This is a genomic window from Nocardia sp. NPDC055002, assembly GCF_053608825.1.
In genome coordinates this window covers 201,516-227,969 of the sequence record NZ_JBSGWE010000003.1, presented here as the reverse complement: position 1 = coordinate 227,969, position 26,454 = coordinate 201,516, and the positions used below count along the sequence as shown (strand labels likewise).

The following is a 26,454-nucleotide window of genomic DNA, read 5'->3' as shown; positions in this document are numbered from 1 at the left end:
GGTGTCAGCGCCTGCGCCGGAAAGCCCTGCGGGCCCAGAGCAGCAGCACGAGGATCAGCACCGGGCCGCCGATCAGGGTGGCGATGCGAGCGCCCTGGTGTGCCGGTCGGACCGGGTCGGCCTGGGTACCGTCGGCGCGCGGTGGGGGTGACGCCAGGGGGACGCTGGGTTGCACTGCCTCGCTGCCTGATTCGGGCAGCTTGCCGATCCTGGCGTCGGTGTCGAGGGCGAAACCGTAGTCCAGCAGTCGTGCGGCCTGCTCCCAGGGCCGGATCGGGCGCACGTCGGCCTTGAGCAGGGTGACGACCAGGCGATGGCCGTCGCGTTCGGCGGCGGCGACGAAGGTTTGACGGGCGTCGTCGGTGAAACCGGTCTTGCCGCCGATCGCGCCCGCGTAGTTGTAGAGCAGCTGGTTGTCGTTGGCGATCGGGAAGCCGGGGTGGTCTGCTTTGTCAAAGTTGTCGTCGGGGATCTTGGGGTCGGCAGGGAATCCTGGGAAGTCCACCTGCTCGGTGTGGATCAGTTCGGCGAACAGCGGGATGTTCATCGCCTCGCGGAACAGCACCGACAGGTCGTAGGCCGAGGTACTCATGCCGGGTCCGTCGAGGCCGGACGGGGTTGCGGCGCGAGTGTCCAGCGCGCGCAACGACTTCGCCACCTCGTTCATCTTCGCCACGGCCGCCTTGTCGCCGCCGAGCTGGGTGGCGATGGCGTGCGCGGCGTCGTTGCCCGAGCACATGATCAGGGCCTGCATGAGCTGGCGGTTGGTGTAGCGGCCACCGGGTCCGATGCCGACCCTGGTGCCGTCGACATCGGCGTCGGCCTGGGTGCCGACCACGACCTTGTCCAGATCCAGACTGCGCAGCGCGACGATGGCCAGGGCGATTTTGATGGTGCTGGCGGGGCGGTAGCGGCCGTGCGGATCCTTGGCGGCGAGCACGCGACCGGTGTCGAGGTCGGAGACCATCCACGCGGTCGCCGAGATCTCGGCGGGCACCGGGGGTGCGCCGTCGGGCACGATCACGCCGCAATCGCCCATCCGCTGACCGCCGATGGCGGGGGAGGGGACGGGGAGCTGGGTCGGTGTCGGCTCGCCGGGCGCAGGCACCTCCGAGGTGTCGATCGGCGCGGGCGGCTGCGTCTTCTGTGGGCAGTCGTCGGTGTTCGGCGTGGTGAACGGGGGTGTGGTGGTCGTACTCGAGCCGCCGACCGGTGGCCCGTCGGTGGCGGGGACGGCGAAGGCGGGAGCGCCTGCGAGTGCGGTGACGGTGACGGCAGCACCGAGAAGGCATGCGGCGCGCAGGCCGACTTCACGAATCCTCATCGCCTCGCAGCCTAATAGTCGCTGCTGTGACGCGTTAGCCGGTCCACGAGCTGACAGGTCCGGACTGGGCAGAGTATTGACATGAACTCTCAAATGAGAGTTACTATTAAAAAGTAGTAGCTATCATTTTGGAGGAGATATGCGGACGGAAGACACCCGCCGCTGGCTCGCGCTCGGCGCGCTTGCCGTGGCGATGCTCACCATCGGACTCGACGTCACCGTGCTCACGGTCGCCATCCCGACGCTCGCGGTGGACCTGGATGCGAATACCGCTGCGCTGCAATGGTTCAGCAGCGCTTACACGCTGGCACTGGCCGCGCTGATGCTGCCCGCGGGCGCGCTCGGCGACCGGTACGGACGCAAGAAGATCCTGCTGGCCGCGCTGGTGCTGTTCGGTGTGGCCTCCGTGGGCTGCGCGTTCGCTACGTCCGCCGGCCAGCTGATCGTGGCGCGGGTGGTGCTCGGCGTCGCCGCCGCCGCGCTGGTGCCGCTGTCGATGTCGGTGCTGCCGGTGCTGTTCACCGAGCCCGCCGAGCGGCAACGCGCGCTGACGATCTGGGTCACCTCGACCGCCATCGGCCTGCCGCTGGGCCCGATCCTCGGCGGCTGGCTGCTGCAGCACTTCTGGTGGGGTTCGGTGTTCCTGATCAATGTGCCGCTGGTCGTCATCGGAGCGTTGGCCGTGGCCACACTGGTGCCGGAATCGCGCAGTGACAGCGTTTTTCGCGTCGATCTCCTCGGCGCGCTGCTCTCGGCGGCGGGCATGCTCGGGCTGACCTACGGTTTCATCCGGATCGGCGAACGCGGCTGGGGCGACCTGCTCGGCTGGCTCGTCGTCGCGGCCGGGGCGGCGACGCTGGCCGTGTTCCTGTGGTGGCAGCGCCGTACCGAGCATCCGCTGATCGACCTCGCGCTGTTCGCCGCACCCGGCTTCCGCTGGGGCACCGCGATCTCGATCCTGGTCAGCTTCGCCATGTTCGGGATGTTCTTCACCGTCCCGCAGTACTTCCAGGCCGTGCTCGGCGTCGACGCGCTCGGCAGCGGGCTGCGGCTGCTGCCCTTGATCGGTGGGCTCGTGATCGGCAGCAGACTGGTCGACGTGGCGCTGCCCCGGCTGGGCGTGCGGGTGGTGATCACCGCCGGACTGCTCGTGCTCGCGAGTGGCCTCGGACTGGGCGCGTTCACCACGGTCGAGAGCGGCTACTGGCTCACGGCGCTGTGGACGACGGTGCTCGGCGCCGGGATGGGCATGGTGATGCCCGCCGCGGTCGGTCTGGCGATGGGCGAGCTGACCGCGCAACGCTCGGGCTCGGGTTCGGCACTGCTGCAAGCACTTCGGCAGGCGGGCGGCACCATCGGCGTCGCGGTGCTCGGCACGGTGCTGGCCACCCGGTACCGGGCCGACCTCGGCGCGCTCGACCGCGCGCCGATCTCCGACGGTGTCAACGCGGGTGTGGCGGTCGCGCGGGAGACCGGTGATCCGGCGATGCTGGCGCAGGTCCAGCAGGCCTTCGTGGCGGGCATGGACACCATGCTCGGGCTGTGCGCGGCGGTGTGCCTGATCGCCGGACTCGGCACCGCGCTGTGGCTACGGCAACAGACGGCACCGGCGACCGACGCGGATGCGGCAGAATCGATCCATGTCGGTTGAGATGTCGCTGCGCGAGCGGAAGAAGGAGCGGACCCGCCGAACCATCAGGGTCGAGGCGTTCCGGCTGTTCCGGGAACAGGGCTACACCGAGACCACGGTGGAGCAGATCGCGGCGGCGGCCGAGGTATCCCCGAGCACCTTCTTCCGCTACTTCCCCACCAAGGAACAGCTGGTCATCGCCGACGACCAGGATGCGGTGATGATCGAGGAGATGGCCTCGCTCCCGCGCGGCCTGAACCCGGTCACCGCCATCCGCAACGCGACCATGGCCGTGTTCGGCCGGATGTCGCCCGCCGATCTCGCCTTCGAACAGGAACGCCAGGCGTTGCTGTTCCATGTGCCGGAACTGCGCTCGGCCATCGGTTTGGAATTTCTGCGCAGTATCGAACTCGCCGCCCAGATGCTGGCCGACTACACCGGCCGGTCCGCCGACGACTTCGAGGTGCGGGTGGCCGCGGGCGCGATGATCGGCTCCATGCTCGCCATCGCGCCCGCCACCCCGATGAACGTCACCAACGTCAGTGACGCGCTGGCATTCCTGCAAGCAGGGCTGCCGTTCGGGGAGAAGGCCTGATCACTCCGGCTTGCCGTGCTGCACGGGGCAGCCGTGTGCCAGCGGGCCCAGCAGCTTGTTGTTGTCGTAGAAGTGCTCCAGCTCGAGGATGCGCAGGTCCTCACTGACGCGGGCGATGGTCACACCGAACATCTCGATCTGCTCACCGGTGGGCTGGTGGCCCTTGTACTCGCCCTCGAACTTGCCCCAGTGCCGCCAGCGGAAGCTCACCGACGGCGGGCCCGACAGCACTTCCTGGACCTCCCAGAAGAAGCCGCCGGGGAACGCGGTGTGGAAGATGTGGTGCGAGGAATCGAAGGTCTCGTTCTCGGCGTCGTAGTAGGGGTTGTCGCCGATCAGGATGTTGTAGCTGCCGATACGAGCGAACTCCTCGGCGTCCTGCCACGTTCCGCCGTTGACCCGGCCGCGATACTGGTCGGCCACCACCGACAGCCACGTCGCGGGGTCGGCCTTGTGCGAGACCTCCATCTCGAAGACCTTCACCAGGTCCTCGACGATCGCCTCGAGCGAACCGGGCGCGTGCTCGACGCTGCGCTCGCGCGGGATCACCTCGTGGCTCAGTTCGTAGTCGGGAACATTGCCGCGCCATTCCTCCGGCGCCGCGGCGGCGATCACGGCTTCCCGGCCCTGTAGCCACAGGGGCGCTTCCGGTTCCGGGTTCTGCTCGGCCTGCGTATCTGTCGCGTCCACAGTCATTTTCGGTCTACCCGACCCTTTCAAAAAGCTCGAAGAACGGGTCGAAGGTAACAGTCGCGCATCGGTCGCGCGTGTCGGGTCCCAACAAGTGAGAAACACGAAAAGTTGAACTGTGTTCTGTAGCAACGTTTTCGGAGATAGCTATGAAACAGCCTGGGTGGGGTGACCGAGCCTGGCCGGCGTCTCGTCATCCATGGTCGCGAAGAATTCGCCGAGCACACCGACGATCTGGTCCACCGAATCCGCACAGAACAGCACCGGCTGGTAATGGGTGATGTCGTAGGCGATGGTGCCCATCTCCGCGACATCGAGCGGACGGAGCCGGGCATGCCGGAATTCGTCGATCTCGCCATAGGACGACAGCAGTCCGGCGCCGTAACAACGGATTTCGTCGTTCTCCCTGACCACGCCGAACTCGAGCGAGAACCAGAAGACGTCGGCGAGGAATTTCAGCGCGCTGTCGGTCTCCAGCCGCGCCACCGCGGCGCCGACCGTCTCGTACAGCGCCGCGAAACGTGGGCTGGCGATCTGGTTGGCGTGGCCGATGATCTCGTGGATCGCGTCGGGTTCCGGGGTGTACAGCGGGGCGGAATGATGGCGGATGTACTGGGTGGAGTGGAAGGTGCGCTCGGCGAAGGAACCGAAGAATTCGCGCAGCGGAACGAGGCCGGCGGCGGGCACGTACCGAAAGCCGGACAGGGGGGTGAGCAGCCGTGACACCTCGTCGAGTTGCGGGATGTGATCGTGCGGGAGAGCGAGGTTGCCTGCTGCCTCCCTGACCTCACGGCAGGCATAGACCTCGTGCTTGCGGGCCAGCTCGGCCGAGGCGATCCGCCACACCCGCTGCTCGTCATCGGTGTAGTCGATGTGGGGTACGGGGGCGCCGGGGGAGTAGTCGAGTGCGAGCGCGGCGATGGCGTTGCGGCGCGCGCGGTAGTGCTCGTCGTGCACGCCGGGGTGGTCATCGCTCAGATGCACCGTCACATCGCCGTCACGCTCGCGCGTCACCGGCGAGTAGAGCTGGGCCTCGGTGAACATGACTCCAGGCAATCACCGCATTCCCGTCGCGACAACAACCACGCCGGCAACTACGCAAACTGCACAGTTGCAGGGGTGGTCGCTGTCGGATTCCGGCGGTGAACTGTGTTTTCTGTGTGCTTGCTGTCCGATGCCGACGGCCGCTGTGTGGACTTGCGAACGCGTGGTTTCGGTAACGACGCGGTGAATTAGCGGACGAGCCGAGCCGCCATCACGCAAGATTGCGATCGTAGAAGAGGAGGATGCGTGCGCAACCTGCGAATAGATCTCGATCAGCGCCTGCTGGCCGCTGCCGCCGACATCATGGGCACCGCCGACAGCAATGCCACCGTCAACGAGGCGCTGCGCCGCATCGTGGTGCACGAACGCCAGCTACGCAATTTGGAACGGCTGATGGCCGATTCGGTTTTCAGCGCGGAGCCCACCTAGCGGGTGGATCCGGGTTCGGGTTTCGTCACCCACGTGGTGGCCGAGGGGTAGCCCGGACTTGTCGGTACCCCCTGCGATCATCGGCAGTCAGTCACCGATCCGCAGGGGGAAACGATGTCGGTTCCGATCGCGAGTTTGCCTGTCGCCCAACGTCCGCGCGAGCGGCTGCTCCTGCTCGGCCCGCACGCGCTCAGCGACGGCGAGCTGCTGGCACTGCTGCTCGGCCAGGGGACTCGCGGCCGATCCGCGTTGGAGGTCGCCGCCCAATTGATCGGCGACTACGGCGGATTGGCCGAACTCTCCGCCGCTCGCCCCGAAGAACTGGCCGCCCGCGCGGGCATCGGCCCGGCCAAAGCCGCCACGGTCGTCGCGGCTTTCCATCTCGGCACCCGCTCACGCACGCCCACCGATTCGCTACCTCAGCTCACCACGCCCGAAGACATCGCGGCAGCGGCGATCCCGCTCTTCGCGGGCGCCCGGGTGGAGCGACTTCTCGTGCTCGTCTGCGACACCCAGAACCGCCTGCGCCACCGGGCTTTCGTCGCCGAGGGCGCCATCGACCACGTAGCCGTCCCCGTCCGGGAAATCCTCAACACCGTCCTGCGCCACGACGGCCGAGCTTTCGCCGTGGTCCACAACCACCCCTCTGGCGATCCCGCCCCCAGCCCCGACGACCGCCGAGCCAGCACCCTGCTCCACCAAGCCGCTCGGACCGTAGGTCTGCGCTACCTCGACCACATCGTGGTCGCGGGCGAAACCTGGTCCACCGCGCCACCTCTGCCTTGACGGCCGGGACGCGCCTCAGCCTGCGAAACCGGTGGTGCGAGCCAGATCCGCGAGCATGGCGTCGAACATGATTTCCGGATCGGCCAGGGGGATCGGATAATTGCCGAACACCTCGAGAGTGACGTGGCCGAACAGCCGGGCCCAGATCTGCACCATCAGGTACGTCACGCCCAGGTCCAGCTTCTCGGCGGGGAACTTCTGTCCCGACTCCGAGAGCATGGCCAGCAGTTCGGTCTGGAAGCCGATGAGGTCCTCGCGCAGCGCGGCCGGGATGGTCTCGCCCGGTGGGGTGGCGATCTCGAAGTTCGCCAGCAGCCTGCCCGCCGCGGCCAGGAAGATCCGGCCGAAGGGTTCGTCGAAGCGGCGCATCATCGGTCGCCCCGAGGTGGGCGAGGCGAACACCAGGGTGAATTCCCGCGGGTTCGCCAGCGCCCAGTGCCGGAATCCCCGGCAGATGGCCAGGAACTGCACCGCGCCGTCGTCGGGCAGCGGCTCGATCTCGGTCGAGAGGAACTCGGCCAGATCGGCGCAGAACTCCACCCGCATCCGCTCGATCAACTCGTCGCGCGAGGAATAGTGCCGGTACAGCGCGGGCGCGGTGACGCCGAGTTCGCGCGCGATCGCCCGCAGGGTGACCGAATCGGGACCTTGCTCGGCCAGCAGCGCCCGCGTGACCCGCCGGATATCGGCGTCGGTCACCACAGGCACACGGCCACGTGCCTTGCCCGTCAAGCGGCCACCCCTTCGGTCATGTGTCGGTTCAAGCGTATTCGACTTCCCACCGCTTGATGCCGTTCAGCCAGCCGCTGCGCAGCCGCACCGGATCGGAGACCTGGCGCAGGTTCGGCATCGCGTCGGCAATGGCATTGAACATCAGGTCGATCTCCAGGCGGGCCAGATTCGCGCCGACACAGTAGTGCGTACCGGTGCCGCCGAAGCCGACGTGCGGGTTGGGATCGCGCAGCACGTCGAACCGGAACGGGTCGGCGAAGGCGTCCTCGTCGAAATTGGCCGAGCTGTAGAACAATCCGATCCGCTGGCCCTTCTTGATCTGCTGCCCGCCCAGTTCCAGGTCACGCGTCGCGGTGCGCTGGAACGCGGTCACCGGCGTCGCCCAGCGCACGATCTCGTCCGGTGCGGTGCGCGGGCGCTGCTGCTTGTAGAGCTCCCACTGGTCCGGGTTGTCGACGAAGGCCTTCATGCCGTGGGTGATCGAGTTGCGGGTGGTCTCGTTGCCCGCCACCGCGAGCAGGATCACGAAGAACGCGAACTCGTCGGAACCGAGGTGCTCGCCGTCGACGTCGGCGTTGACCAGCTGGGTGACGATGTCGGAGGCCGGGCAGCCGCGACGCTGTTCGGCCATGTTCCAGGCGTAGCCCATCACCTCGGCGGTCGCGGTGTGGTGATTGCCCTCGAACTCCGGATCGTCGTAGGAGATCATCTGGTTGGTCCAGTCGAACAGCTTCATGCGGTCCTCCTGCGGCACGCCGATCAGTTCGGCGATGGCCTGCAGCGGCAGCTCACACGCGATCTGCTCGACGAAGTCGCCGCGACCGGACTTCTTGGCCTCCCACACGATCTTCTCGGCCCGCTCGGTGAGCGCGGCCCGCAGGTTCTCCACCGCGCGCGGGGTGAAGCCCTTCGACACGATGCGCCGGATCTTGGTGTGCTGCGGCGGATCCAGGTTCAGCATGAGCATGTTGCCGAGCATGTCGATCTGCTCGCGCGTGGTCTCCTCGTTGAACCGGATGATCGCCGTGTTCTCGTGCGAGGAGAAGTCCTCCGGATTCTTCGAGATCTCCTTGATGTCGGCCAGCTTGGACACCACCCAGTACCCGCCGTCGTCGAACCCGCTGGCGCGGTCGGGCTGCGCGCACCACCAGACCGGCGCGGTGCGTCGCAATTGCGCGAACTCCTCGATCGGCAATCGGCTGGCGAGGAGGTCGGGATCGGTGAAATCGAATCCCGCGGGGATGTTTGTGCTGGTCACGGCAGTCTCCTTCGATCCGGTGCGCGGACTTCGCACCGTGATGTGGAACACGTTCACCACGATGAAACCACGTCGGCACCGTTTATGAACAGTGTTTAGTAATACCTGTTCACAAACTGGTTCGATGGGCTCGGGACGCGTGGTCCGGACCTGGGATCCCCCGATTCGCTGACCACCACCGGCCGTCCTGGGCAAGATGGCGGCGTGGACCTGCCGTTTCTGCGTGCGCACCCGCACCTGCTTCCGACGTTCCTCGCTCACCAGCGGCTGCGCACGACGCCCGTCGCGGGTGGGTCGATCAGCGTCGCCGAGCGGATCGCGCTCGACGATGGGACGCATCTGTTCCTGAAGACCTGGCCCGGTGGGGTGTCCGCCGCACCGACCGCCGAGCGGGCGCCCGCTCCGTCCGGACTCTTCGCGGCGGAAGCGCAGGGGCTGCGCTGGCTGCGAGAGGCCGGTGGTGTCGCGGTGCCGGAGTTGTACGCGCAGACCGATGAACTGCTGTTGATGCAGTGGGTCGACCATGCCGAGCCGACCGCCGTCGCCGCCGAACGATTCGGTGCGGGATTAGCGGTGACCCACAACGCCGGCGCCCCCGAATTCGGCGCTGCCGCCGCGGGTTTCCTCGCCGGTCTGCCCCTCGACAACACCCCCGGCGAGGACTGGCCCACCTGGTACCGCGAACGCCGAATCCTGCCGTACCTGAAGCTCGCCGTCGACGCGGGCGCTCTCGACCCCACCGACGCCACCGACGTCGAATCGATTCACATCGAAGCCCCCGACGAAGCCCCTGCCCGAATCCACGGAGACCTCTGGCCGGGCAACATCCTCTGGGGCCCCTCCGGCACCCCCTGGCTGATCGACCCCGCCGCCCACGGAGGCCACCCCGAAACGGACCTGTCCACCCTGTCCCTCTTCGGTGGCGCCCCCTACCTCCCCCGAATCGTCGCCGCCTACAACGACGTCCACCCCTTGGCCCCCGATTGGCAAACCCGCATCCCCCTCCATCAGCTCCACCTCCTCCTGGCCCACGCCGTCCTCTTCGGTCGTTCCTATCGAACCGCCGTCTTGGACGCGGCTTCCCACTACCGCTAGTGCGTATAACGGGACATGTTGTGTCAGCACGAGGTAGGGGTACTGGTTGTCAATGACGAAGGCCACCAACATCATTCGATGCTGATGGCCTTTGTCGGTCAGGTGTTCAGATCGGCGACGGCTCCTGTCGCCGTATTGCGGGCAGGACTCGGGGTGCCGATCGGGTCGCCCATACCGCGAACCCGATGTAGAGCGCCTGTTCCGGGATTCGCTGCCACAGGGGCGATGCGGGCTCGCCCGCGAACGGGATGTCGTTGAGGGCCGCGTAGATGTTGGCGGGCAGGAGCAGGAGGAACAGCGGCACCAGGGCCCAGCCCGCGATCCACCTCGTGCGGGTGAGGATCAGGCCGAGCGCGGCGAGAAGTTCCAGGACGCCGCTGGCCAGGACCATGAAGCCGGGGAACGGGACGAAGGGCGGGATCATGGCGACCATGTCGGCGTAGTTGGGCATCACGGTGACGCTCGCGGGCATGAAGTGCGCGGTGCCCGTCATTACCAGCATGACGGCCAGCGCGTGGGCGGCGCTGGCGGACCACGAGGCGAATCGGGTCACGCCGAGCGCTCCGAGCGTGCGAAAGACGACGAGCGAGCCGACCAGGGCGACGAGGGTGATCATAAGTACTCCCAGTATGGATACTGACACTATCTACTATGGATAGTAACACTATCCACCCTGTCGTCATTCCCCGCAAGTGCCGACGAACGACAAAGGCCGCCCACACCTTTCGGTGCGGACGGCCTGTGTAGCGAGAGCGGTGTCAGCGGGTGAAGAGCAGGGCCCGCTTGACTTCCTGGATCGCCTTGGTGACCTCGATACCACGAGGGCACGCGTCGGTGCAGTTGAAGGTGGTGCGGCAGCGCCAGACACCTTCGACGTCGTTGAGGATGGGGCCTGGCTATTCGCCACCGCCGATATCCAGTACCCAGACGGTGTCGTTTGTCGGGTAGCCGCGCTCAATAGCGCGCGGTGTCACAGTCGCGGTAGGTGTCGAGAACGCACCACTTGTCGCTCCGTTGCGGGGTTGCTGATCGTTGAATGCGTAGACCACCTTCCCATTGCTGACGAAGACGTGCATAGTGACGTCAGTGCTGCGTGAGCGGTTCACCCATTCTATATCGCCAATTCCAACAGTATTATTTACGCGTTCTGGAGAGGCGTCGCCGGTGAAACTGTACAGTTTATCCCATTCTTCGACGGGCACGCCCGTATTTCGAACGACGTCACCCAGTTTCGAACTGTTATGTGATGCCAGCAGTTGGGAGAATGGTGCATCCCAGCCGGTTGGCTCCGAAGCGACCTCAACTGATTCTCCCGCATTCAACGAATCGCAGCCGGTAAGCGTTGTTGCGCTTGTGACCAGCACAAGCGTGGAAACAGCCATCCACCTCATCGCCATCGCTTTAATCTCCACTCTATGCTCAGGAATTCGGCCTGTTCGGGGAAGGGTTGCTGTTCGGCAAGGGCGTTCCTGGTAAGAAGATTGGATTCCGATCGAATTCTTCGGAAACAACCGAGGAGCCTGGTCTTACATCGCCGGTCCAGGCCAGATTTTGATCGCGATCGATGAGGACCGTATCGCCACCATCTACTGCCTGCTGGACCAACTCCCGCATCTCGGCGGAGCTTGCCTGTGGGTTTGCCGCGCCGATCTTACGTCCGACTTCGTTATTGTGCAGGTCCATCGCTTCGCGAACTGCAGCATTGTCTGCTCGTCCCTCGTGTTTGGTCGCGTATTCTTGGGTCCACTCTGCACCGAACTCCTGGGTCATCATTGCATTCCAGTATGTGTGCCTGTACGCGTCGACATGACTGTCCTGTGTAGCTATGCCGGGGTAAGCTTCCTCGGCGGCTGCCGATGCTTCATCGGAAAGAATGAGAAAACGCGCCTGATCTGCGAGACTGAGATTGTTCAGCATCTCGGCTTCGCTTTGTGTGACATCCTTGGGATCGATTGATCCCAACGTGAGGACTTGGAGCGTCGCGGCCAATGCGCCGTCTGGCCACTTTGTCATACCGGCCGGATCTACGCCTGTCTGGTAGCTGAATTTGATCTGATCTAGCTCGGCGTTCGGTGGAATCGGAACCTCGGAAAAGATTTTGTCGATCGCCGTCCGCGCGTCTTCCGCTGACTGCGCTGCATTGGCAAGCGTCGTCTTCACTGAGACTTCATGCTGCCATGCCAGCTTCCGCGCGATCGCGAGGGCGGTCGTGAGGTTCTGCTTGTCCTCGTTTATCAGCCAAGCTATGAGCTCTTCAGAATAGTCAACGGAGCCATCTTCGCTCACTGTGAGTTTCAAATCCTCTGCGGCCGATATTGCGTCGACGGCCGCAGCTTTGGCAAAACTGAGAATTTGGGCGATGGATCGCGTGGCTTTGTGTGAGTCTTCGAATGCTCCGACCACCTTAGAAAGAGAGGTCCGCGCTTCGTCGCCTTTGGCTCGCATCGCGTCACCGGCGGGTCCTTGCCAGAAGCCCGGCGAATTGGACATTTGTGTGGTTATCGTCGAATGCTCATCAGTGATCAATCGAGTGCTGGCCGCCCACTCGTCCGCCTGACTGGTCAAGGCATCGAACGACCAACTCTTGATTTGTGACACGGTGGGCGGGGTCGAGGTCATCGTGGACCGTTTTCCAGGTTCTGGAAATCAGCGACCTGGCGTTGCTGCTGAGCTTGATACTCAGCCAGACTGTGCGTCGCGGAATTATTGATCTCCACAAGCTGTCCTCCGACACCACGAAGGCTTGCACCCCCACGCCACCCGGCCTTCATGTACGTGTGGCCGAGTCCGGATCCTGGAAGCGCTGCCTCTATCGCTGCGATGAAGCCGCTGGTAGGCACTCTTCCGAGGGCTTCTTGTGATGCTGTGAGCGCGCCGATCATTTCGTTGATTCCATCAGTGTCGACATATAAGTCGGACAAGTTGCGATCCTCTCCCCTGCGGACGGGTTGCTACGCTAGCACAACTGTATCGATGGATGGGAAGGCGGTTTTGTGACTTTGTCGGGGTCTGATGTTGATCCGATCAATGGAAGGATGGAGGCTGTTCATCGCGCATTGATGACTGACCGGGCGGGCGCGGAGCGTCACGGCGTTTCGGTAGAGGTTTCCGCAGACGGCACGCTCGAGTCTCTTCGTATCGCCGAATCAGTCACCCCGTATGGGAAAGAACTTGCGGCGCTTATCGTGCAGCTGGCAAAGGAAGCCCTGGTCGAGTCCAGGCAGAACGTTCGTGACCGAATGGCGGAGTTGAAAGCCGATCCCAGGATCGAAGACGTGCTCGAATCCATTTCCCGGGCAGCCGACCAGAAAATGCCTTCGTCGCAGGTAGAGCGGGTGCGGGTGGCTCATCCTGATGACGACCTGACAGAGGATGAGCTGATCGAGATGAACGAGCGGCGAAACCAGTCGTACTTTCGTTAGCCCATAACAGCAGTAGCTGGAAATAGCACTGGCCGCCCGCATCTCGGATGCAGGCGGCCAGTGACGTAAAGACGAGAAGGGTCAGCGGGTGAAGAGCAGGGCCCGCTTGACTTCCTGGATCGCCTTGGTGACCTCGATGCCACGAGGGCACGCGTCGGTGCAGTTGAAGGTGGTGCGGCAGCGCCAGACACCTTCCACGTCGTTGAGGATGTCGAGGCGCTCGCGGGCGCCTTCGTCACGGCTGTCGAAGATGAAGCGGTGGGCGTTCACGATCGCGGCCGGGCCGAAGTAGCTGCCGTCGGTCCAGTACACAGGGCACGACGTGGTGCAGCAGGCGCACAGGATGCACTTGGTGGTGTCATCGAAGCGGGCCCGGTCGGCCTGGCTCTGGATCTGTTCGCGGGTGGGCTCGTTACCCGAGGTCATCAGGTACGGCTTCACCGCGCGGAACGCGTCGAAGAACGGCTCCATGTCGACCACGAGGTCCTTCTCCACGGGCAGGCCGCGGATCGGCTCGACGGTCATGGTGAGGGTCTTGTCGCCCTTGGGCAGCATGTCCTTCATCAGCACCTTGCAGGCCAGCCGGTTCACACCGTTGATCCGCATGGCGTCGGAGCCACACACACCGTGGGCGCAGGAGCGCCGGAAGGTGAGGGTGCCGTCCAGGTAGGACTTGATGTAGATGAGCACGTTGAGGAAGCGGTCGGTCGGCAGGACCGGCACCTGGAACGTGTCCCAGTGCGCGCCCTTGTCGTCCTCGGTGCTGAACCGGGCGATCTTGACGGTGACCATGACCGAGCCCTCGGGGACCGGCGCCGGCTTCTGCTTGGTGGGTTCGATAACAGCAGTCATCAGTACTTACGCTCCATCGGCTCGTAGCGGGTCTGCACCACCGGCTTGAAGTCGAGGCGGATCTCGGAGATGAGCTCCGGGCCCTCCTTGTACGCCATCGTGTGCCGCATGAAGTTCACGTCGTCGCGGTCCGGGTAGTCCTCGCGAGCGTGGCCGCCACGCGATTCCTTGCGGTTGAGCGCACCGACGACGGTGACCTCGGCCAGCTCGAGCAGGAAGCCCAGCTCGACGGCCTCGAGCAGGTCGCTGTTGTAGCGCTTGCCCTTGTCCTGCACCGTGATCCGGGTGTAGCGCTCCTTGAGCGTGTGGATGTCGGTGAGGACCTTCTTGAGGGTTTCCTCGGTGCGGAACACGCCCGCGTTCGCATCCATCGTGGCCTGCAGCTCGGTGCGGATGTCGGCCACGCGCTCGTTGCCGTGGTCGGACAGGATCAGCTCGAGCCAGTCCATCACCATCTGCGACGGGTTCTCCGGCATCTCGGTGAACTCGGTGCGGTTGGCGTACTCGGCGGCCGCGATGCCGGCGCGACGGCCGAACACGTTGATGTCGAGCAGCGAGTTGGTGCCGAGACGGTTCGCGCCGTGCACCGACACGCACGCGCACTCACCGGCGGCGTAGAGGCCGGGGACCACGTCGGTGTTGTTGCGCAGCACCTCGCCACGGATGCGGGTGGGGATACCGCCCATCACGTAGTGGCAGGTCGGCATGACGGGCACGAGCTCGGAGACCGGGTCGACGCCGAGGTAGGTGCGCGCGAACTCGGTGATGTCGGGCAGCTTCTCCTCGAGCACGTCGGCGCCGAGGTGGGTCACGTCGATGTAGACGTAGTCCTTGTTCGGACCGGCGCCGCGACCCTCGGCCACCTCGAGCACCATCGAGCGGGCGACGATGTCACGCGGCGCGAGGTCCTTGATGGTGGGGGCGTAGCGCTCCATGAAGCGCTCACCGGAGGCGTTGCGCAGGATGCCGCCCTCACCACGCACAGCCTCGGAGATGAGGATGCCCAGGCCCGCGAGGCCTGTCGGGTGGAACTGGTGGAACTCCATGTCCTCGAGCGGCAGGCCCTTGCGGAACACGATCGCCATGCCGTCACCGGTCAGCGTGTGCGCGTTCGAGGTGGTCTTGTACATGCGGCCCGAGCCGCCGGTGGCGAACACGATCGACTTCGCGTGGAAGATGTGGATGTCGCCGGTCGACAGCTCGTAGGCGACGACGCCGGTGGCGACGGGGCCACGATCGGACTCGGTCATCACCAGGTCGAGCACGTAGAACTCGTTGTAGAACTCGACGTCGTGCTTGACGCAGTTCTGGTAGAGCGTCTGCAGGATCATGTGACCGGTGCGGTCGGCGGCATAACACGCGCGACGCACGGGCGCCTTGCCGTGGTCACGGGTGTGGCCACCGAAACGACGCTGGTCGATCTTGCCCTCGGGCGTGCGGTTGAACGGCAGGCCCATCTTCTCCAGGTCCATGACCGCGTCGATGGCCTCTTTGGCCATGATCTCCGCGGCGTCCTGGTCGACGAGGTAGTCGCCACCCTTGACGGTGTCGAAGGTGTGCCATTCCCAGTTGTCTTCTTCGACGTTGGCCAGTGCGGCGCACATGCCGCCCTGGGCCGCGCCGGTGTGGCTACGGGTCGGGTACAGCTTGGTCAGGACCGCGGTGCGAGCGCGCGGGCCGGCCTCGATCGCCGCGCGCATGCCCGCGCCACCGGCGCCGACGATGACCACGTCGTAGCGATGCTCCTGAATCGGACGGGATTCACTCATGCGAGGTGGCCTGTTCCTAACCTGTGATGTTGGGGTCGAAGGTGAAGATGACGTACGTGCCGACAGCGACGACCAGGACCATCGAAACCACGAGAATGGTCTTGAGCCAGAACCGGGTGGAGTCCTTGCGCGAGTAGTCGTCGATGATGACACGCAGACCGTTGCCGCCGTGCAGCTGAGCCAGCCACAGCATGGACAGGTCCCAGAACTGCCAGAACGGGCTGGACCAGCGACCGGCCACGAACGCGAAGTTCAGGCGGTTCACGCCACCGTCGATCATCAGCATGATGAACATGTGGCCGAGCACCAGCACGATCAGGAACAGGCCCGAGATGCGCATGAACAGCCATGCGTACTTCTCGAAGTTGCCGTTCGACTTGCCACGCGGCGAACGCGGGGAGTCGAGGCTGGCCGGGCGATCGTAGGACTTGCCGAGGACAGGTGCAGACATATCAGTGCTCCGTCAGCAGGTAGAAGAACTGGCGGCCGACGCCGGCGGCGGAGACCAGAACCCAGATGGCGAGCACGATCCACAGCATCTGCTTCTGGAATCGCGGACCCTGGGACCAGAAGTCGACCAGAATGACCCGGACGCCGTTGAGGGCGTGGAACAGGACGGCGACGACGAGACCCATCTCCATCAACGCCACGATCGGGTTCTTGTAGATCGCGATCGAGTGGTCGTAGGTGTCCGGGTTGACCCGGACCAGTGCCGTGTCCAGCACATGGACGAAGAGGAAGAAGAACAGCGTGACACCGGTGATCCGGTGCAGCGCCCACGACCACATGCCAGGGTCGCCGCGGTACAGCGTCTTCCGCTTCGGCTGGGCCGGAGCCGGAGCTTCTATCGTGGTCATAGAGTGCGGTGCCTCCAACGTCGTTGATGGACCCGGTCACAGATCCGACGCCGGCATGCGTGGAGAGGCAAATGCCCAGGTGGCTGCGCTGTATTCTCGAGCGCTGGCCCGCCGCCGGGAACCTGAACCGATCTTCGGTGAACTCTAATCCCCTCTGTTTCGCGGAACTAATTCGGCGTGCCGCGCGTTGCGCGTAAAACAGGCGAGTTAGGTTTACCTTTCTCGATGCCGGATACTGGTGTTCCGGCCTCTGTTTCCCGGTGTTCGGCGGGATCGGCTGGAGGTTATCGATGCCCGAAATCGACTGGAATACGTTGCATGACATGGCAATTCGGGCAATGGGGTCGGCGTACGCCCCGTACTCGGGTTTCCCCGTCGGCGCCGCTGCTCTCAGCGCGGATGGCCGAATTGTGAGCGGATGCAATGTGGAAAATGTCTCATATGGGCTAACCCTGTGTGCCGAATGTGTACTCGTCGGTAACTTATTCGCGTCGGGCGGCGGCCGTCTCATCGCCGTCTCGGTGACCGATTCTCGCGGCGAAATCCTGATGCCGTGTGGGCGCTGTCGTCAGCTGCTGTTCGAACACGGCGGGGGCGAACTACTGGTGGACCACGCCGACGGCCCGAAGCCGCTGTCGGAGCTCCTGCCCTACGCCTTCGGACCGGATGATCTGGCGGCCGGGAAGCAGTAGTCGGTCGGCAGTGCCAGACTGGGCGCCATGACGGCACTGGATGCGGTTTCGGTCATTACTGCCAAGCGCGACGGCGGCGAGCTGTCCGACGCACAGATCGACTGGGTGGTGGACGCGTTCACCCGGGGGATCGTCGCCGACGAGCAGATGTCGGCGCTGGCCATGGCGATCGTGTGGCGGGGGATGACCCGGCGCGAGACCGCCCGGTGGACGACGGCGATGATCGGGTCGGGTACCCGGATGAACTTCACCGACCTGCCGCGACCGACCGTCGACAAGCATTCGACCGGTGGGGTCGGCGACAAGATCACCCTCCCGTTGGCTCCGCTGGTGGCCGCGTGTGGGGCTGCGGTGCCGCAGTTGTCCGGGCGAGGGCTCGGGCACACCGGTGGGACGCTGGACAAGCTCGAGTCGATTCCCGGGTGGCAGGCCGATGTGACGGTGCCCCGGATGCGCGAGATCCTGACCGACCCGGCGATCGGCGCGGTGATCTGCGCCGCGGGCGCCGATCTCGCCCCCGCCGACAAGCGGCTCTACGCGCTGCGGGATGTGACCGGGACGGTCGAGTCGATTCCGTTGATCGCGAGTTCGATCATGAGCAAGAAGATCGCCGAGGGGACAGCGGCGCTGGTGCTGGATGTGAAGGTCGGCTCGGGTGCCTTCCTCAAGACGCTCGACGGCGCTCGGGAACTCGCCACCGCGATGGTCGAGCTCGGGCGCGATGCGGGTGTGAAGACCGTCGCGCTGCTCACCGCGATGGATACACCGCTCGGGCGCACCGCGGGCAATGCGCTGGAAGTGGCCGAGTCGGTGGAAGTTCTCGCTGGTGGGGGGCCTGCGGATGTGGTCGAGCTGACCTTGACGCTGGCGCGGGAGATGGTCGCGCAGGCGGGGTTGCGGATCGATCCCGCCGATGTTCTCGCTGACGGTCGGGCGATGGATCACTGGCGCACGATGATTCAGGCGCAGGGCGGTGACCCGGACGCCGCGCTGCCGGTCGCGCGGCACAGCGAGATCGTGCGGGCGGAATCGAGCGGGGTGCTGACCCGGCTCGACGCGATGGGGGTGGGACTCGCCGCGTGGCGGCTCGGTGCGGGGCGTGCTCGGCAAGGGGAGAAGGTGCAGGCGGGGGCAGGCATCGAGATGCATGCCAAACCGGGGGACTCGGTGGTGGCGGGTCAGCCCTTGTTGACGCTGCACACCGATACGCCGGAGGCGTTCGCCGGGGCTTCGGCTGCTCTCGCCGATGCTGTGACGATCGATTCCGCGCCCGACGGTAAGCCAGGGGAGCTGGTGCTCGGGCGGATCGAGTAGGTGCGAGCCGCTGGGGTCGCGCACGCCGGATGGCCCGCAACAGTCCTTTGCGGGACGGACAATCAACGAGACGGTTGCCACGTGGGGACTTCGCTGCCGGGATCGGCGCGGGCCGCTACCGTCTATACATGACTGGACCGGCGCCCCTTGACCTTGCTTCGATCCGACGCGCACCGAAGGCCTTGCTGCACGATCACCTCGATGGTGGTCTGCGGCCCTCGACGGTGCTAGAGCTGGCCGCTGATTGCGGTTATGACGAATTACCCGCTTCCGATGCCGAGAGTCTGGGGGCGTGGTTTCGTGACGCCGCCGACAGCGGATCGCTCGAGCGGTATCTGGAGACGTTCGCGCACACGGTCGCGGTGATGCAGACCCCGGAGGGTTTGCGCAGGGTGGCGCGGGAGTGCGCGATCGATCTCGCCGCTGACGGGGTCGTGTACGCGGAGGTGCGGTTCGCGCCCGAGCAGCACCTCGAAAAGGGCCTCACGCTCGACGAGGTTGTCGAGCACACTCTCGCGGGGTTCCGGGAGGGTGAGGCGATCGCGGCGGAACAGGGCAACGTCGTTCGGGTGACGTGCCTGCTCACGGCGATGCGGCATGCGGCGAGGTCGCGGGAGATCGCGGAGTTGACCGTGCGGTTCCGGGACGCCGGGGTGGGCGGGTTCGACATCGCGGGCGCTGAGGCGGGATTCCCTCCCACCCGGCACCTGGACGCGTTCGAGTATCTGCGAGCCAATCACGCGCACTTCACGATTCACGCGGGTGAGGCGTTCGGCCTGCCGTCGATTCACGAGGCGCTGGCGTTCTGTGGCTGCGATCGGCTCGGCCATGGAGTGCGCATCACCGACGACATCAGCGTCCCGGGCGACATCGAGGACGCCCAGCTCGGCCTGGTCGCGAACTATGTGCGCGATATGCGGGTGCCGCTGGAACTGTGTCCCTCGTCGAATGTGCAGACCGGCGCGGTGCCCTCGCTGGACAAGCATCCGTTCGACCTGCTGGCCCGCCTGCGCTTCCGGGTCACCGTCAACACCGACAACCGCCTGATGAGCGACACCTCCATGAGCGAGGAGATGCTCAAGCTGGTGGACACCTTCGGCTACGGCTGGAGCGACCTGGAACGCTTCACCATCAACGCCATGAAGTCGGCCTTCATCCCGTTCCCGGACCGGCTGAAGATCATCGACGAAGTGATCAAGCCGGGTTACGCGGTACTACTCGGCTAGGCTGTCCCGCCTCTCCGCGACTTCTAGCCAGACTCGGGTGCGTTACCGGTAGCGACGCGGCTACCGGTAACGCTGGAGTCGGGTTCGCCCGTCCCCGGTGAGTTACCCGTGTCCTCACCGAAGACCGACGTCTTATTCGCTGACGAGGCGCGCCTCGAACGCACGCTGCAGGTCGCGGAATTGCTGGGCCTCCGACGCGTACGGCGGGTTCGGCGCCATCCGGTTCGGATCCGGGTTGAGCAGGTACGAGACGTACCAGCCGAGCGGGTTCGACTGCGCGAGAGCCGTTTCCACGCTGTCATCATCGGCGTAGTCGGCCGCGTCGCTGAACAGTTCGACCGCGAGATCGAGCTGTTCGATATCGACCGCCTCGGGGCCCTCGGCCAGATCGTCGACCAGACCGGTGAGCACGTAGACGTTCTCGTCGGTCACCTCGACCTCGAGCGAACCGTCCACCGCCGCGGTCTGCACCTCGGCGTAGGTCGACACCCGCGACAGCTCGTGCTCGTGATCGTCGGCCAGGTAGCGGGCCAGTGCGCGCTCGGAACCGAAGACGGTGATGGTGCGGCCGTCACCGAGGAAGATCGGCTCGTCGTCGAGGTAGCAGCGCAGGGTGAACTGCTCGCCGTCGGAGGTGACGATCTTGACAGGGTCGATGCCGACCTCGTCCCAGAAGGATTCCTCTTCGTCCTCGTCGGCGGCGGAGAGGTCGACGTTCTCGAACTCTTCCTCCTCCTCGGCGACATCGTCGGCGTCGACCTCGTTCTCCTCGGCCGCCAGCAGCTCCGCCTCGGCGACGGCCACCGCGGCCGCGTCGACGTCGGGTGTGCTGACGACGCTGTCGATCGCGTCGAGCACGTCGTCCCAGCCCTTGACGATCGCGGCACCGACCTGGTCCCACAGCTCTTCACCGTCGCGGCCGGCGAAGGTGCTCGCCCCGCTGGCCAGCGCACCGAGTACCGGGTTGTTGCCGAAGAACTTGGTCACCACGTCGAGCTCGCACACCTCGGCGATATTGCGCACCATCGCCAGGGTGTCCTCGAGCTCGCCGACGACGTCGACGTCCGGGTCGCCCGCCGCCAGTTCCGGCACGGAGACCAGATCGAAGCTGAAATTCTCCTCCGGCTCCAGCTCAGCGGCCGAAAGTCCGGCGATGACCGCCCAGGACGGGTGGTCGACGAGGTCGTTGTCGGAGTTGGTGCGGATGAACGCCGCCAGCTCCGCAACGGACTCGAATCCGTAGAGGTCGTCCTCGTGACCGAGGAACGCCTCCCACTCGTCGTCACCGTCGCGCCAGCGCGGTGCCCACAGGGTGACGAGATCGCCATCGGTCAGACCGAGCTCGATCGGGACGATGTCTCCAGAAGCCATGACGCGAAGCCTAGCTAGCTCGAGCGCCGGGCACTATCCGGCCCGGGTGCTAATTGCCCGTCGGGCTGTGCACTCGGGCCGGCGAGCGATTCGTTCAGTGTCGCAATGATGTTGGAACGTGCCTCACCGGCGGTCTCGGTGGCCTGTTTGCAGGCCGACAGGATGAGTGCGGCGGCCTCGGTGGGCGCCAGCGTGGTGATGGCTTCGTCCAGCGTCAGGGCGACGAGGGCGCCGTCGCTGTTCACCTCGGCGGTGACCAGCCCGTCCTCGGTGGTGAACCGCCCGTTGACCTGCTTCAACCCGTACAGCGCGGCCTCGAGCGCCTCGAGTTTTCCGGTGACGCCCGCGACCAGGGCATCCATTTCCGCACTCACAGTGGCCTCATCCAGCTCGTCTGACCGGTGTCTGCGTCGTCGATGCGATCGAGCTCGTCGACCGCCTGACGCCGGGTGGGCAGGTTCATCTTGTCGAGCAGTTCATCGGGGATCTGCGCCTGCTCGCTGTAGACCTCGCGCAGCCGAGCCGCGGCGGCGATGGTCGAGCGCCGGGTCAGGCGCAGGATCTCGTCGGCCAGCGCCTGAGCGCCGAACTGGTATTCGCTGCGTTCGAACTTGAGCGCGATCGGCAGACCCATGCTGGTCGCGCGGACCGAGATCGTGCCGGAGCGGTTGGTGCTGACCGCGGACTCCACATTGGGGACCTCGGGGATCGGCGTGCCGCTCATTCGGTAGGCCTGTAGAAGCCGTAGAACTCCATGCCACTGTTCTCCGTTCGGATGGAACTGATCGAAACCGGATCGCCCGCCTCGACGAGCTGCCCGTTGCCGACGACCATGGCGACATGGCCGTCCCACACCGCCAGATCGCCCGGCATCAGGTCACCGGGGGACACCTGAGGATTGCCGATGTGCTGTTCCTGCGCCAGCCGCGGCAGCTCGACCCCGGCCTCGCCGTAGGCGTACTTGGTGAGCCCGCTGCAGTCGATACCCGACTGGGGGTCGTTGCCGCCCCAGACGTACGGGGTGCCGACGGCGCCGATGGCCGAGCGGACCGCGGTCGCGGCCTTCTCGTTGGGCGCCTCGACGGTGCTGCCGTCGGGCAGGGTGATCTTGACTCCGGTACCGGACCCTGTCGACGAACCGGCCGATGACCCCGTCGATCCGCCCGTGCCCGCCGAGGTCCCACCGGTAGTGGTCGACTTCGAGGTACTGCTGCTGCTGTTGCTGCCGCCCATGGCGGTCGACAGGCCGGAACCCATGGCGCTGAGCACTGTGCTGCCGGTGCTCGCCGCGGTCGAGAGCAGGCCGGAACTCGACGCCGAGGACACGAGGTTGCTCGCGCCGGACGAGACGCTCGCCAGCGACGTGCTCGACGGGGCGGGGGTGAGTTCCTGGATCGCGGCGGTCTGGGTGCCGAGTTCGTCCTGCACCCGGCCGACGACGCCCATGCCCTGACCGATGTGGTCGATCGCCGAGCTCACCACGGCGGTCAGACCGGCCGGGGTGCCCAGGGTGGGGCTGAGCGCGGACACTTGCGACAGGAACGAGTTGACGATTCCGTCGAGCTCTTTCTGCCCGGTCTCCACATAGGCCGCGGCCTGGTCGACGACGGTCGCCATCTCGGTGCCGTTGTCGCTCAGGGTGGCCGAGGAGGTCTGCACGCGCAGCGCCTTGGCGGTGGCCGCGTCGACGGCCTGGCCGTCCCACGCGGTGTTCACGTTGTTGATGCTGTTGCGGCCCTGTTGATAGATCTGGTCGAGGTTGGTCGAGGTCGAGCGCAAGCCGTCGGACGCGCCGCCGGTGCCGAGTACGCCGGTGCCGAAGCTCGACAGCAGATCGAGGAGGGGCTGAGCCAGGCCGGTGAGGTCGATCATGCTTCGGTACCGATGTCGCCCGCGGCGGCGGTGAGCCCGGCCGCGTTGTTCAGGTCGGTCTCGACGAGGGTGGTCGCGGCGCTGGCGGTGGCCAGCCCCATGCTCCCCATGACCGCCGACAGCTGGGCGATCGACGCCACGTGACCGGCGTGCGCGGCGGAGTAGGCGGCGGTGAAGTCGCCGCCGATGAGGCCCATGATGGGGCCGAGCAGGGTGGGGTCGGAGGCAGCCGAACCAGCCGCCGCCGTGGCCAGTTCCGTGGCCATCACCTCAGCAGCTGCGCTGTACGCGACGATGCCTTCGGCATCGGCCGACATTTTTTTCGTCATCGAACTTCCCCCAATCCTCGAGTTCCCGGGCAGAGTACGTCACTCAGTATCTTGGACGCACCGACTCCGCATTCGGTTCCCTACTACCGCGAAAATTTCCCCAGCGGTCGTAGGCGCGAAGCGCCAAGCGACCCTATCGTCTTTTCATGCGCACCGACACCGTCGATCATCCACTCGCCGCGGCCCTGCTCAGCACCATGCGGGACGCCCGGACCGACAACGCCACTTTCCGCAATGCTCTGGCCGATCTCACCGGCATCCTCATGTACGAGGCGCTGCGCGACGCGCCGGTGGTGCGCGAGCCCATCGACACGCCGGTCGCGGTCACCGAGGGCGTCCGCCTGGCGGCGCCCCCACTGCTCGTTCCGGTGCTGCGCGCCGGGCTCGGCATGGTCTACGCCGCAGCCGAACTCGTGCCGGAAGCCCGCGTCGGCTTCGTCGGCATCGCCCGCGACGAGCAGACCCACGAGCCGGTGCCGTATCTCGAGTCGCTGCCCGCCGACCTCACCGGTCTGCCCGTCTTCGTCCTCGATCCGATGCTGGCGACCGGCGGTTCCATGCGCCACACGATCGAACTGCTCGTCGCCCGCGGCGCGACCGACATCACCGCCATCTGCGTCGTCTCGGCCCCCGAAGGCGTTGCCGCCCTGGCGGACTCGGGCCTCCCGGTCCGCCTGATCACCGCCGCCATCGACGAGAAACTCAACGAGAACGCCTACATCGTCCCCGGCCTCGGCGACGCGGGCGACCGCCAGTTCGGCCCCCGCTGAACTACTCCTCGCCCGCTGCCAGCGACCGGCAGAACGTGGTGAGCTGGGAGAGACGCTGAGCGGTGAGCTGTTTCGCGTCGCTCAGGTCGTCTCGGTCGGCGACCGGGGCGAATACCTCCAGGTAGCACTTGAGCTTGGGTTCGGTGCCCGAGGGGCGGACGACGATGCGGAAGTCGTCGGCGTCGAAGATCAATGCGTCGGTGCGGAGTCGGCCGCGGACCTGCGCCTGGTCGGTGAATTTCACCGGGGTGCCCGCGATGTCGCTGGGTGGGTTCGCGCGCAGGGCGGCGACCAGCACGCTCGCGGCGGCCTGGTCGGGTAGACGCAGGGAGACCTGGCCGCCGGCGTGCAGACCGAATTCGACAGCGTAGGAGTCGAGTTCGGCTTGCAGCGTGGTGCCCTGAGCCTTCAGCAGGGCGACGAGATCGGCGGCGGCCACCGCGGCCGAGATGCCGTCCTTGTCACGGACCTTGGACGGGTCGACGCAGTGTCCGATGGCCTCCTCGTAGGCGTAGACGAGTCCGTCGCCCGCCCTGGCCAGCCATTTGAAGCCGGTGAGGGTCTCGGCGTAGCGGGCCGAGCGCGCGGCGGCCAGCTTCGACAGCAGGCGTGAGGACACGATGGTCGTGGCGACCAGCGGGTCGGTGGGGTGCGTGCGCAGCACGTAGTCGGCCAGCAGCACACCGGTTTCGTCGCCGCGCAGCATGTGCCAACCATCCGGGCCCGGCACTCCGAGCGCGCACCGATCGGCATCGGGATCGAGGGCGATCGCCACGTCGGCATCGACCCGCTCGGCCAGCGCGAGCAACAGATCGGCGGCGCCCGGCTCTTCCGGATTGGGGAAGGAGACGGTGGGGAAGTCGGGGTCGGGAGCGAACTGCTCCTCGACCACCCGCACGTCGGTGAACCCGGCCGCGGCCAGCGCGCGCACCGCGAGCTCACCGCCGACCCCGTGCAGCGCGGTCAGCGCGATCCGCACATCCGCCCGTTCGCCGGGACCGCCCAGCAGCCGGGGCAATTCCGCGACGCGCTCGAGATAGCGATCGACCAGGTCGGCACCGGAGGTCGAGACAGCTTCCCGTGCGACAGGTTCGACAACCGCCTCGATGCGCTGCTCGATCTCGCTGTCGGCGGGCGCGATCAATTGCGACCCACCGTCGAGGTACACCTTGTAACCGTTGTCGGCAGGCGGATTGTGCGAGGCGGTGATCTGCACCCCCGCCACCGCACCCAGCTCACGCACCGCGAACGCCACCACCGGAGTCGGCACCGGATCCGGCAGCACCGTGACGGGAAAGCCCGCGGCAGTGAAGATCTCAGCGGTCGCCGTGGCGAACTCCGCCGACCCGTGCCGCGCGTCGCGCCCGACCACCACCGCGCCACCGCCGAGGCAGCGTTCGCGCAGCCAGTCGGCCAGCCCGGCGGTGGCCCGCGACACCGTCGTCACGTTCATCCCGTCCGGGCCCTCACGCAACGGTCCACGCAAGCCCGCGGTTCCGAAGCGCAGCATCTACACGCGCTCCAGAATGCCGCGCAGCAGCTTGCCGAGCCGGGGCGCCGCGGCTTGCCCCTCGGCCAGCACCTCCGCATGCGAAAGATGTTCGCCGGTAACGCCCGCGGCCAAATTGGTGACCAGTGAGATGCCGAGCACCTTCGCGCCCAGTGAACGTGCCTCGATCGCCTCGAGTACCGTCGACATACCGACCAGGTCGGCGCCGATGGTCGCGAGCATGCGGATCTCGGCGGGCGTCTCGTACTGCGGGCCGATGAGCCCGGCGTACACACCCTCGGTCAGACTTGGATCGATTTCCCGTGTCAGCGCCCGCAATTCGGGATCCCAGGCATCGACCAGGTCGACGAATCGCGCGCCTACCAGCGGGGTGCGCGCGGTGAGATTGATGTGGTCGGCGATCAGCACCGGCTCACCCACCTGCAGGCCCGCCCTGAGCCCGCCCGCGGCATTGGTGAGCAGCACGATCTCGGCGCCCGCCGCGATCGCCGCGGTCACCGGGTGCACCACCTGCTGCGGTGTGTAGCCCTCGTAGAGGTGCTGACGGCCCATCAGCAGCAGCACGTTGTTGTCGTTCACGGTGACCGAATGCACCATGCCGCCGTGCCCCTGGGCACTGGGTTTGCCGAAGCCGGGTAGCTCCGTCATGGGGATCGAGGCACGCGGCGCGCCGATCTCGGCTGCTGCCTCCTGCCACCCCGATCCCAGCACCACGGCCACGCGATGACGCGGCACTCCCGTACGTTCGGCAATCGCCGCAGCGGCCTGTTCGGCAGTCATGAGCTGAGTTTATTGGAGCGCTGGCGCGCTCGAGTTCGCGGCCGAGGGTGTCCCGACGATCAGGTGCCGTTGCTTGCTCCTTCGTCGCCTACGCAACGGCACCTGAT

General features: G+C 66.2%; 30 protein-coding genes and 1 pseudogene. 10 read left to right on the top strand and 21 right to left on the bottom strand.

What is annotated here, in order from left to right; genetic code table 11:
* Nucleotides 1-4: 4 nt before the first annotated feature.
* Nucleotides 5-1,324 (bottom strand): D-alanyl-D-alanine carboxypeptidase family protein, encoded by a 1,320-nt coding sequence (locus tag ACWF99_RS13360; protein WP_452536056.1) that lies wholly within the window; start codon nucleotides 1,322-1,324, stop codon nucleotides 5-7.
* A gap of 139 nt (nucleotides 1,325-1,463) precedes the next feature.
* On the opposite strand from ACWF99_RS13360, the gene ACWF99_RS13355 reads away from it, so the two are divergent.
* The gene (locus ACWF99_RS13355) at nucleotides 1,464-2,975 is read left to right on the top strand and encodes an MFS transporter (RefSeq protein WP_378635473.1); all 1,512 of its coding nucleotides are present in this window, start codon (nucleotides 1,464-1,466) and stop codon (nucleotides 2,973-2,975) included.
* Nucleotides 2,965-3,549 carry a TetR family transcriptional regulator gene (locus tag ACWF99_RS13350; protein ID WP_378635475.1) on the top strand — a complete coding sequence of 195 codons (585 nt, stop codon included), beginning with the start codon at nucleotides 2,965-2,967 and terminating at the stop codon, nucleotides 3,547-3,549. The genes ACWF99_RS13355 and ACWF99_RS13350 overlap by 11 nt, the downstream gene beginning before the upstream one ends.
* Here the strand turns inward: ACWF99_RS13350 and ACWF99_RS13345 are convergent, their stop codons facing one another.
* Together ACWF99_RS13345 and ACWF99_RS13340 are read right to left on the bottom strand one after the other, a co-directional pair.
* A complete protein-coding gene (locus ACWF99_RS13345) occupies nucleotides 3,550-4,245 on the bottom strand; it encodes an ester cyclase (RefSeq protein WP_378635478.1) in 696 nt (231 codons plus the stop codon). It abuts the gene before it with no gap.
* 141 nt (nucleotides 4,246-4,386) lie between these two features.
* Entirely contained in the window at nucleotides 4,387-5,283 is an 897-nt protein-coding gene (locus ACWF99_RS13340) for a phenylalanine 4-monooxygenase (RefSeq protein WP_378662547.1), read from the bottom strand.
* 246 nt (nucleotides 5,284-5,529) lie between these two features.
* Here ACWF99_RS13340 and ACWF99_RS13335 point away from each other — a divergent pair, with 246 nt between their 5' ends.
* Entirely contained in the window at nucleotides 5,530-5,712 is a 183-nt protein-coding gene (locus ACWF99_RS13335; protein WP_378635482.1) for a type II toxin-antitoxin system VapB family antitoxin, read from the top strand.
* A 114-nt stretch (nucleotides 5,713-5,826) separates the two neighbouring features.
* A complete protein-coding gene (locus ACWF99_RS13330) occupies nucleotides 5,827-6,498 on the top strand; it encodes a JAB domain-containing protein (RefSeq protein ID WP_378635484.1) in 672 nt (223 codons plus the stop codon).
* A 15-nt stretch (nucleotides 6,499-6,513) separates the two neighbouring features.
* Here ACWF99_RS13330 and ACWF99_RS13325 read toward each other — a convergent pair whose 3' ends face one another.
* The gene (locus tag ACWF99_RS13325) at nucleotides 6,514-7,230 is read right to left on the bottom strand and encodes a TetR/AcrR family transcriptional regulator (protein WP_378635486.1); all 717 of its coding nucleotides are present in this window, start codon (nucleotides 7,228-7,230) and stop codon (nucleotides 6,514-6,516) included.
* A 28-nt stretch (nucleotides 7,231-7,258) separates the two neighbouring features.
* The gene (locus ACWF99_RS13320) at nucleotides 7,259-8,488 is read right to left on the bottom strand and encodes a cytochrome P450 (RefSeq protein ID WP_378635489.1); all 1,230 of its coding nucleotides are present in this window, start codon (nucleotides 8,486-8,488) and stop codon (nucleotides 7,259-7,261) included.
* A 204-nt stretch (nucleotides 8,489-8,692) separates the two neighbouring features.
* Here ACWF99_RS13320 and ACWF99_RS13315 point away from each other — a divergent pair, with 204 nt between their 5' ends.
* On the top strand, nucleotides 8,693-9,583 hold the full coding sequence (locus ACWF99_RS13315; RefSeq protein ID WP_452536053.1) for a fructosamine kinase family protein: 891 nt from the start codon (nucleotides 8,693-8,695) through the stop codon (nucleotides 9,581-9,583).
* Nucleotides 9,584-9,689: 106 nt separating this feature from the next.
* Here the strand turns inward: ACWF99_RS13315 and ACWF99_RS13310 are convergent, their stop codons facing one another.
* The 5 genes and pseudogenes from ACWF99_RS13310 to ACWF99_RS13290 form a co-directional block, all read right to left on the bottom strand.
* A complete protein-coding gene (locus ACWF99_RS13310; protein WP_452536052.1) occupies nucleotides 9,690-10,199 on the bottom strand; it encodes a DoxX family protein in 510 nt (169 codons plus the stop codon).
* Between the two features lie 142 nt (nucleotides 10,200-10,341).
* Nucleotides 10,342-10,470 (bottom strand): annotated as a pseudogene (locus tag ACWF99_RS13305) (succinate dehydrogenase iron-sulfur subunit); the annotation flags it as partial.
* A gap of 9 nt (nucleotides 10,471-10,479) precedes the next feature.
* Nucleotides 10,480-10,965: a hypothetical protein gene (locus tag ACWF99_RS13300; protein WP_452536050.1), complete on the bottom strand. Its 486-nt coding sequence runs from the start codon at nucleotides 10,963-10,965 to the stop codon at nucleotides 10,480-10,482.
* Between the two features lie 37 nt (nucleotides 10,966-11,002).
* Nucleotides 11,003-12,202 carry a DUF6973 domain-containing protein gene (locus ACWF99_RS13295; RefSeq protein ID WP_452536048.1) on the bottom strand — a complete coding sequence of 400 codons (1,200 nt, stop codon included), beginning with the start codon at nucleotides 12,200-12,202 and terminating at the stop codon, nucleotides 11,003-11,005.
* Entirely contained in the window at nucleotides 12,199-12,504 is a 306-nt protein-coding gene (locus ACWF99_RS13290; protein ID WP_452536047.1) for a hypothetical protein, read from the bottom strand. Before ACWF99_RS13290 ends, ACWF99_RS13295 begins: the two co-directional genes overlap by 4 nt.
* 72 nt (nucleotides 12,505-12,576) lie before the next feature.
* Here ACWF99_RS13290 and ACWF99_RS13285 point away from each other — a divergent pair, with 72 nt between their 5' ends.
* Nucleotides 12,577-13,005 (top strand): YbaB/EbfC family nucleoid-associated protein, encoded by a 429-nt coding sequence (locus tag ACWF99_RS13285; protein ID WP_452536045.1) that lies wholly within the window; start codon nucleotides 12,577-12,579, stop codon nucleotides 13,003-13,005.
* Nucleotides 13,006-13,086: 81 nt separating this feature from the next.
* On the opposite strand, the gene ACWF99_RS13280 is transcribed toward ACWF99_RS13285, so the two are convergent.
* From ACWF99_RS13280 to sdhC, 4 genes are read right to left on the bottom strand one after another with little or no spacing between them, the layout of a single operon-like run.
* Nucleotides 13,087-13,857: a succinate dehydrogenase iron-sulfur subunit gene (locus tag ACWF99_RS13280; RefSeq protein ID WP_378635503.1), complete on the bottom strand. Its 771-nt coding sequence runs from the start codon at nucleotides 13,855-13,857 to the stop codon at nucleotides 13,087-13,089.
* Nucleotides 13,857-15,608: a succinate dehydrogenase flavoprotein subunit gene (gene sdhA, locus ACWF99_RS13275; protein WP_378635801.1), complete on the bottom strand. Its 1,752-nt coding sequence runs from the start codon at nucleotides 15,606-15,608 to the stop codon at nucleotides 13,857-13,859. The genes ACWF99_RS13280 and sdhA overlap by 1 nt, the downstream gene beginning before the upstream one ends.
* A gap of 34 nt (nucleotides 15,609-15,642) precedes the next feature.
* Nucleotides 15,643-16,077 (bottom strand): succinate dehydrogenase hydrophobic membrane anchor subunit, encoded by a 435-nt coding sequence (locus ACWF99_RS13270; RefSeq protein ID WP_194826025.1) that lies wholly within the window; start codon nucleotides 16,075-16,077, stop codon nucleotides 15,643-15,645.
* 1 nt (nucleotide 16,078) lies between these two features.
* Nucleotides 16,079-16,483 carry a succinate dehydrogenase, cytochrome b556 subunit gene (sdhC, locus tag ACWF99_RS13265; RefSeq protein ID WP_266296386.1) on the bottom strand — a complete coding sequence of 135 codons (405 nt, stop codon included), beginning with the start codon at nucleotides 16,481-16,483 and terminating at the stop codon, nucleotides 16,079-16,081.
* A 290-nt stretch (nucleotides 16,484-16,773) separates the two neighbouring features.
* Between sdhC and ACWF99_RS13260 the strand changes: the two genes are divergently transcribed.
* The 3 genes from ACWF99_RS13260 (at nucleotide 16,774) to ACWF99_RS13250 (ending at nucleotide 19,715) form a co-directional block, all read left to right on the top strand.
* Nucleotides 16,774-17,175, top strand: a complete 402-nt coding sequence (locus tag ACWF99_RS13260) for a cytidine deaminase (protein ID WP_378635507.1) — start codon at nucleotides 16,774-16,776, stop codon at nucleotides 17,173-17,175.
* 27 nt (nucleotides 17,176-17,202) lie between these two features.
* Nucleotides 17,203-18,489, top strand: a complete 1,287-nt coding sequence (locus ACWF99_RS13255) for a thymidine phosphorylase (RefSeq protein WP_452536044.1) — start codon at nucleotides 17,203-17,205, stop codon at nucleotides 18,487-18,489.
* 128 nt (nucleotides 18,490-18,617) lie between these two features.
* Nucleotides 18,618-19,715, top strand: a complete 1,098-nt coding sequence (locus ACWF99_RS13250) for an adenosine deaminase (RefSeq protein WP_378635512.1) — start codon at nucleotides 18,618-18,620, stop codon at nucleotides 19,713-19,715.
* Nucleotides 19,716-19,847: 132 nt separating this feature from the next.
* On the opposite strand, the gene ACWF99_RS13245 is transcribed toward ACWF99_RS13250, so the two are convergent.
* From ACWF99_RS13245 to ACWF99_RS13225, 5 genes are read right to left on the bottom strand one after another with little or no spacing between them, the layout of a single operon-like run.
* Nucleotides 19,848-21,086, bottom strand: coding sequence for a primosomal protein (locus ACWF99_RS13245; protein WP_452536043.1), 1,239 nt, complete (start codon nucleotides 21,084-21,086; stop codon nucleotides 19,848-19,850).
* A gap of 14 nt (nucleotides 21,087-21,100) precedes the next feature.
* Complete coding sequence (locus ACWF99_RS13240) at nucleotides 21,101-21,460, bottom strand: YbaB/EbfC family nucleoid-associated protein (protein WP_378635517.1); 360 nt, start codon at nucleotides 21,458-21,460, stop codon at nucleotides 21,101-21,103.
* Complete coding sequence (locus ACWF99_RS13235) at nucleotides 21,457-21,810, bottom strand: hypothetical protein (protein ID WP_101464284.1); 354 nt, start codon at nucleotides 21,808-21,810, stop codon at nucleotides 21,457-21,459. The genes ACWF99_RS13240 and ACWF99_RS13235 overlap by 4 nt, the downstream gene beginning before the upstream one ends.
* Nucleotides 21,807-22,958: an NlpC/P60 family protein gene (locus ACWF99_RS13230; RefSeq protein WP_378662521.1), complete on the bottom strand. Its 1,152-nt coding sequence runs from the start codon at nucleotides 22,956-22,958 to the stop codon at nucleotides 21,807-21,809. The genes ACWF99_RS13235 and ACWF99_RS13230 overlap by 4 nt, the downstream gene beginning before the upstream one ends.
* Nucleotides 22,955-23,287, bottom strand: coding sequence for a hypothetical protein (locus ACWF99_RS13225; RefSeq protein ID WP_378635523.1), 333 nt, complete (start codon nucleotides 23,285-23,287; stop codon nucleotides 22,955-22,957). Before ACWF99_RS13225 ends, ACWF99_RS13230 begins: the two co-directional genes overlap by 4 nt.
* Before the next feature lie 146 nt (nucleotides 23,288-23,433).
* Here ACWF99_RS13225 and upp point away from each other — a divergent pair, with 146 nt between their 5' ends.
* On the top strand, nucleotides 23,434-24,057 hold the full coding sequence (upp, locus tag ACWF99_RS13220) for a uracil phosphoribosyltransferase (RefSeq protein ID WP_378635525.1): 624 nt from the start codon (nucleotides 23,434-23,436) through the stop codon (nucleotides 24,055-24,057).
* Nucleotide 24,058: 1 nt separating this feature from the next.
* Here the strand turns inward: upp and ACWF99_RS13215 are convergent, their stop codons facing one another.
* Nucleotides 24,059-25,567, bottom strand: coding sequence for a phospho-sugar mutase (locus ACWF99_RS13215; RefSeq protein WP_378635528.1), 1,509 nt, complete (start codon nucleotides 25,565-25,567; stop codon nucleotides 24,059-24,061).
* A complete protein-coding gene (locus tag ACWF99_RS13210; RefSeq protein ID WP_378635530.1) occupies nucleotides 25,568-26,347 on the bottom strand; it encodes a purine-nucleoside phosphorylase in 780 nt (259 codons plus the stop codon).
* Nucleotides 26,348-26,454: the final 107 nt, after the last annotated feature.